Here is a 5,724-nt window from a genome sequence, read left to right on the forward strand (position 1 = left end):
GCGCGGGCTGCGCAGTCGCGTAGGTCGCGACCGAGATGACCAGCGCCGTGGAGCTCGCTCGAAGCAGCAGGGGGACCGACATCGTCGCCACCCTCGCCGCAATCGTAGCGGCGAATTCCAACCCACGAGCCAGCATGACGTTGAACTCCTCTGTGCCGAAGCCGTCGCGTGGGTACGCTTTGGCCTCGCGGATCGCCTGCAGACCGCGGTCCCGGTCCGGGTTTGGTTATGAATTTAGATTTTGTGCGAAGCTGACGCGATTGTGCGTGCAGGTTCCAAAACGAAACGATCGACCGCGGCGCCCATACGTTGGTTCATATGAGCGCAGATCGGGTCGGCGATGACGTTGGTCAGGGAGGCTTCGAGGATGAGCTTCGCGCGCGGGTCTTTTCTACGATCCCGTTCAACTTGCTCGGCGACCCGTCGGTTGAACGCACGGTCGTTCTTGCGCCCGTTCTGTGCGTAGAAGAACGAGGTCTTCGAGGAGCGCGATGGCCACCCCTTTGACCAAAAGTCCTTCGGAGCCCCGCAGTCGATGCTCGGCCGCATGCGAGTCTGGTCAATGCCGCGGACGGTGACGCGCGCCGAAACGTTGATGAGCGTGATCGTCGCGACCTATCACCAACCGAACAGGTCGCTGAGCGACCTGCGCGACGTGATGAAGCCGGAGGGCGCCAAATGGAGCGACGTCTTGAGGGAGTTCAGCGAAGCTGCCCGCTCCGAATTGCGCGCGCCACCGAGCGCCCCGAAGGCTCAGCCGGACAGACGCCCAGCGCCCGTTCCATTCGTCGCCTTTCGCATGATGGCTGGCTGCGGTCTTGTTATGTTGGCCGGAAATAGCTCCTGGCGACGGGCCCAAGAGAAGCGCGCGCGGCTGTAACGTTTCGAGCCCCTCTTCTGCTGGCGCCGTCATAAAAAGGCCATCCACTCACCATCCGCTTCGAACCGCGCAGCCCTCGGCACGGTTTCACGTCGGGCTGCGTCGGAGGATCCATGGCTTCGCGAATAGAAGATTACGCCATCGTCGGCGACTGCAAGTCGGCGGCTCTGGTCGGTTCCGACGGCTCGATCGACTGGCTGTGCTGGCCCCGCTTCGACTCGGCGGCGTGCTTCGCCGCGCTGCTCGGCGAGCCGGAGAACGGCCGGTGGCTGATCGCTCCGACCCAGGCTCCGATCGCCGTGAAGCGCCGGTATCGACCGGGCACGCTCGTCCTCGAAACCGAGTTTCAAACCGAGAGCGGATCGGCCGCGATTGTCGATTTCATGCCTCCGGCGGATGGGGCCGACCTGGTGCGCATCGTCATGGGCCGATCGGGACGCGTGGACTTTCGCACCGAGTATCTCGCCCGGTTCAATTATGGAGCGACGGTTCCATGGGTCAGCCGTCTCTTTGACGGGGCGATCAGCGCCGTCGCCGGTCCCGAGCGCCTCATCTTGCGAAGTCAGGTCGCGCTCCGCGGCGAAGACCTCAAGACCGTCGGTGAATTTGCAGTCGACGAAGGCCAATCCGTCGCCTTCGTCCTTTCCTACTGCGGGTCGGTCGGGGGACCGCCGGGCGCGATCGACCCGTTCGAATCGCTGGAGCGCACCGAGACCTTCTGGCGGGAATGGAGCGGCCGGTGCCCTGAAGTCGGCCCCTGGACCGAGACCGTGAAACGCTCGCTCATTACGCTGAAGGCTCTCACTTACGAGCCAACAGGCGGAATTGTCGCCGCCGCGACCACTTCCCTCCCCGAAGAGATCGGCGGGGTCAGGAACTGGGACTACCGCTACTGCTGGCTGCGGGACGCCACGTTCACGATCCTGGCCTTGATGAAGCTCGGATACCGCGATGAAGCGCGCGCCTGGCGTGATTGGTTTCTCCGGGCGGTCGCGGGAAGCCCGCACCAGGTGCAGATCATGTACGGGGTGGGAGGGGAGCGGTGGTTGCCGGAATTGACCCTGCCCTGGCTCAAGGGCTACGAAAATTCTTCGCCGGTGCGGATCGGAAACGCCGCCAGCGATCAGATGCAGATCGATGTCTTCGGCGAGATCGCGGACGCCGCGTTTCAGACGTACAAGGCGGGCATGGGGCCGTCCGAGCGCGGCAAGTCTTTACGCCCGCTGATCCTCGAGTATCTCGCGGAAGCCTGGCGGCAGCCCGATGAAGGGATTTGGGAGGTGCGCGGCGGACGGCGGCACTTCGTACATTCCAAGGTGATGGCCTGGGTCTCTTTCGACCGCGCTGCGAATGAGGTTGGGGTGAAGGCCTTCGAGGAGCCGGGGGACCGTTGGCGCGCAATGGCGGAGGAGATCCGCGCCGAGGTCTGTGAGCGCGGGTTCGACCGCGATCTCAACAGCTTCGTGCAGAGCTACGACTCGAAGCGGCTGGACGCGAGCCTGCTCCTGATCCCACTTGTCGGCTTTCTGCCGGCGAACGATCCGAGGGTTCAGGGGACGCTCCGCGCGATCGAGCAGAAGTTGCTTGTCGAGAACGAATTCGTTCTGCGGTACGAAACCGAGGACTCCAGCGACGGCCTCCCGCCGGGCGAGGGGGCGTTTCTGGCGTGCAGTTTTTGGCTGGTGGACAATTATGTCTTGCAATGCCGCTACGACGACGCCGAGAGGCTTTTCAAGCGCTTGCTCGGTCGATGCAACGACGTGGGCTTGCTTGCGGAGGAGTTCGATCCCGCGAATGGCCGTATGCTCGGCAATTTTCCCCAAGCCTACAGCCATGTCGGCCTCATCAATTGCGCGCTCAATTTGAGCCATGCGGTCGGCCCGGCGGAAGAGCGGGCGGCCTCGCGCTCGACCTGAGCGAGCAGAGGAGGGTAACAGTTCCCGCCTCGATAGTTTCTGCCCGCCACGATGGCCGACGGCGATCCGTCGCACGAAGAAGTCGTACCGACCGGAGGGACTGTTCTTTGTGCGGCATCCTCCTACTTGCCGACTTACGAGGCTCGCGGTCGCGATCCGCAACGGCAGCCGTCAACGTCCCCTTGGGCAAGGAGATGGTTTCTCGAGGCGAACGCTCCGATATGGGCGCGTACTCAATACAGATGTCCCTTTTCCATTCAGCCCAGGTTCCGTTTCGATGATCATTGACAACTCGACTTGACGCGAGTCGTCGCAACTCACCGCAGCAGCGCAGCCGTGTGCCGGGCGATCATCCGCTCTTCGTCCGTCGGAACCGCCCAGATCGAAACCGGGGAGCCGTCAGCGCTGATGCGAAGCTCGCTCCTTGCATTGCGTTCATCGTCGGGAACCATGCCAGTCCACGAACAGGCTTGCACCACCTCGGCGCGGGTCGCCGCATCGTGCTCGCCGATCCCTCCCGAGAAGACGAGCGCGTCGATTCCGCGAAGGCTTGCGACCAGCGAGCCCAACTCACGGACGACGCGATAGACGAACAGCGCGATGGCCTCGAGCGCGGCGGGCGCTGCAGAGGCCCGCAAGGCTCGCATGTCCGACGAGATGCCCGACGCGCCAAGCAAGCCCGACTTGCGGTAAAGGACAGTTTCGATCGCGGTCGCGTCCAGGCCCTGTTCCTGGAGCATGTACAGGATGACGCCGGGATCGATCGCGCCGCAGCGCGTCCCCATGACAAGGCCGTCGAGCGCGGTGAACCCCATGGTGCTCGCTACGCTCCTTCCTCCGCTCACGCCGCACATGCTTGCGCCATTCCCGAGATGGGCGATGACTAAGCGCCCGCCCGCCACTTCGGGCGCGATCTCGCGCATACGCGCGACCAGGTACTCGTAGGACAGGCCGTGGAAGCCATAACGGCGGACACCCGCATCGAAATAGCTGCGAGGCAGGGCGAAGGCCTGCGCGACCGTCGTCTGCGTGCGATGAAAGGCCGTGTCGAAACACGCGACCTGCGGAATCTGCGGCGCGAGCGCCATGATCGCCCGGATCGGCGCGAGATTGTGCGGCTGGTGCAGCGGCGCAAGCGGGGTTAGCCTTTCGAGGGCGTGGATCACGCCGGCGTCCACAATCGCCGGGGCGTCGTAGCGCACGCCGCCGTGCACGACGCGATGCCCGAGGCCGATGATGTTCGCGCCGGCGATCAATTCGCGCCCGACGCTTAGGATTTCTTCTGTTGCGCCGGCGTGGTCGAGGCCATTCGGAAGCGCACGGTCCTCGATCGCATCGCCATGCGCGTCGAGAACCCTCAGATGCGGCTCGACGCCAATCCCTTCGATCTGGCCGCGAAAGAGGCCGGGCGCTTCGGGCTTGGCCTCGTAGATCGCGAACTTGATGCTGGAGGATCCGGCGTTGATGACGGAGATGCAATCGGCCATGGCGCCCTCACGCGATCAGGTTGACGCCGCCGTCGACATAGACGGTCCCGCCGGTGACCCGTCTGGCGAAGGGCGTGGCGAGAAAGGCGCAGGTGAACCCCACGTCCATGATGTCGACGAGTTCGCCGAGCGGCGCCCGGTGCGCCGCCTCGTTCAAGAGAAACTCGAAGTCCTTCAGTCCGGAGGCGGCGCGCGTCTTCAGGGGTCCGGGAGAAATGGCGTGGACGCGGATTTTCTGCGGGCCAAGTTCGTACGCGAGATAGCGGCAGGTCGACTCCAGCGCCGCCTTGACCGGTCCCATCACACTGTAGTTCGGAACGACTCGGTCGGCGCCGAGGTAACTCATCGCGAACATCGAGCCGCCATTCGTCATCAACGGCGCGGCGAGCTTCGCCATTCGGAGGAAGGAATGGCACGAAACGTCCATCGCTTTCGCGAAGCCCTCGGCGGAGCAATTGAGCAGGCCGCCTTGAAGGTCGGCCTTGGGCGCGAAGGCGATCGAATGGACAAGGATGTCCAGCCTGCCCCAGCGCGCGCGAATCTGCTCGAACATCGCCTCCAGCTGGCCCGGAGCGGAAACATCGACTTCGCCGGCGACCTCGGTCTCGAGCTCTCGAGCGAGGGGTTCAACGAAGGGGCGCGCCTTCTCGTTCAGCCAGGAGACTGCGATGTCGGCTCCGACAGAACGGAGCGCCTTGGCGCAGCCGTAAGCGATGGAGTGCTCGTTAGCGATGCCGAAGACCGCCGCCTTCCGCCCGGCCAGTAGCAAGCCCGAGTGCGCATCGTCAATCATTGTCGCCTCTCAATGAATGGAAGGCGCCGCGGCTTTACGCCGGGCGGCGGCGGCCATCACGGCGACCGCACAGGACGCTAGTCGCGTCACGAGCGAATCGGCCCGGCTCGTCAGGATGACCGGCACGCGGACCCCGAGCACGATTCCGGCGGCGTCCGCGTCGGCCAGAAACGACAGGCTCTTTGTGAGCATGTTGCCAGCCTCGAGGTCCGGAACCACGAGACTGTTCGCGCGCCCGGCGACGGGCGACACGATCTTCTTGATCGCCGCCGCTTTGGGGCTGATCGCATTGTCCAGAGCGAGCGGGCCATCGAGAACCGCGCCAGTGATCTGGCCCCGTTCCGCCATCTTGCAAAGCGCCGCGGCTTCGATCGTGGAGGGAACCTTCGCCGTCACGGTCTCCATGGCGCTCAGAATCGCGACGCGCACCCCGGGCGCGCCCATCGCATGCGCAAGGTCGATCGCGTTCTGGACGATGTCGATCTTGGCCTCGAGATCGGGGGCGATGTTGACGGCCGCGTCGGTGATGATGAGCGGGTCGGGGTGGGTGGGCACGTCCATGATGAAACAGTGACTGATGCGCCGTTCGGTCCGGATTCCGCCATCGTGTGCGACGACGGCGCCCATGAGCTCGTCGGTGTGGAGACT

General features: G+C 64.6%; 5 protein-coding genes. 1 reads left to right on the forward strand and 4 read right to left on the reverse strand.

Annotation, left to right across the window (positions count from 1 at the left end; all coding sequences use genetic code 11):
* Nucleotides 1–234: 234 nt before the first annotated feature.
* The gene (locus ACLP25_RS00960; RefSeq protein ID WP_442467380.1) at nt 235–549 is read right to left on the reverse strand and encodes a hypothetical protein; all 315 of its coding nucleotides are present in this window, start codon (nt 547–549) and stop codon (nt 235–237) included.
* 444 nt (nt 550–993) lie between these two features.
* Between ACLP25_RS00960 and ACLP25_RS00965 the strand changes: the two genes are divergently transcribed.
* On the forward strand, nt 994–2,796 hold the full coding sequence (locus ACLP25_RS00965; protein ID WP_442467381.1) for a glycoside hydrolase family 15 protein: 1,803 nt from the start codon (nt 994–996) through the stop codon (nt 2,794–2,796).
* Nucleotides 2,797–3,113: 317 nt separating this feature from the next.
* On the opposite strand, the gene ACLP25_RS00970 is transcribed toward ACLP25_RS00965, so the two are convergent.
* The 3 genes from ACLP25_RS00970 to ACLP25_RS00980 form a co-directional block, all read right to left on the reverse strand.
* Entirely contained in the window at nt 3,114–4,283 is a 1,170-nt protein-coding gene (locus ACLP25_RS00970) for an acetate/propionate family kinase (RefSeq protein WP_442467382.1), read from the reverse strand.
* 7 nt (nt 4,284–4,290) lie between these two features.
* On the reverse strand, nt 4,291–5,076 hold the full coding sequence (gene fabI / locus ACLP25_RS00975) for an enoyl-ACP reductase FabI (RefSeq protein ID WP_442467383.1): 786 nt from the start codon (nt 5,074–5,076) through the stop codon (nt 4,291–4,293).
* Nucleotides 5,077–5,085: 9 nt separating this feature from the next.
* Nucleotides 5,086–5,724, reverse strand: a 639-nt coding sequence (locus ACLP25_RS00980) for a bifunctional enoyl-CoA hydratase/phosphate acetyltransferase (protein ID WP_442467384.1), incomplete at its 5' end; no start/stop codon positions are given.

This window comes from Roseiarcus sp., from assembly GCF_052145395.1.
Lineage (GTDB): Bacteria > Pseudomonadota > Alphaproteobacteria > Rhizobiales > Beijerinckiaceae > Roseiarcus.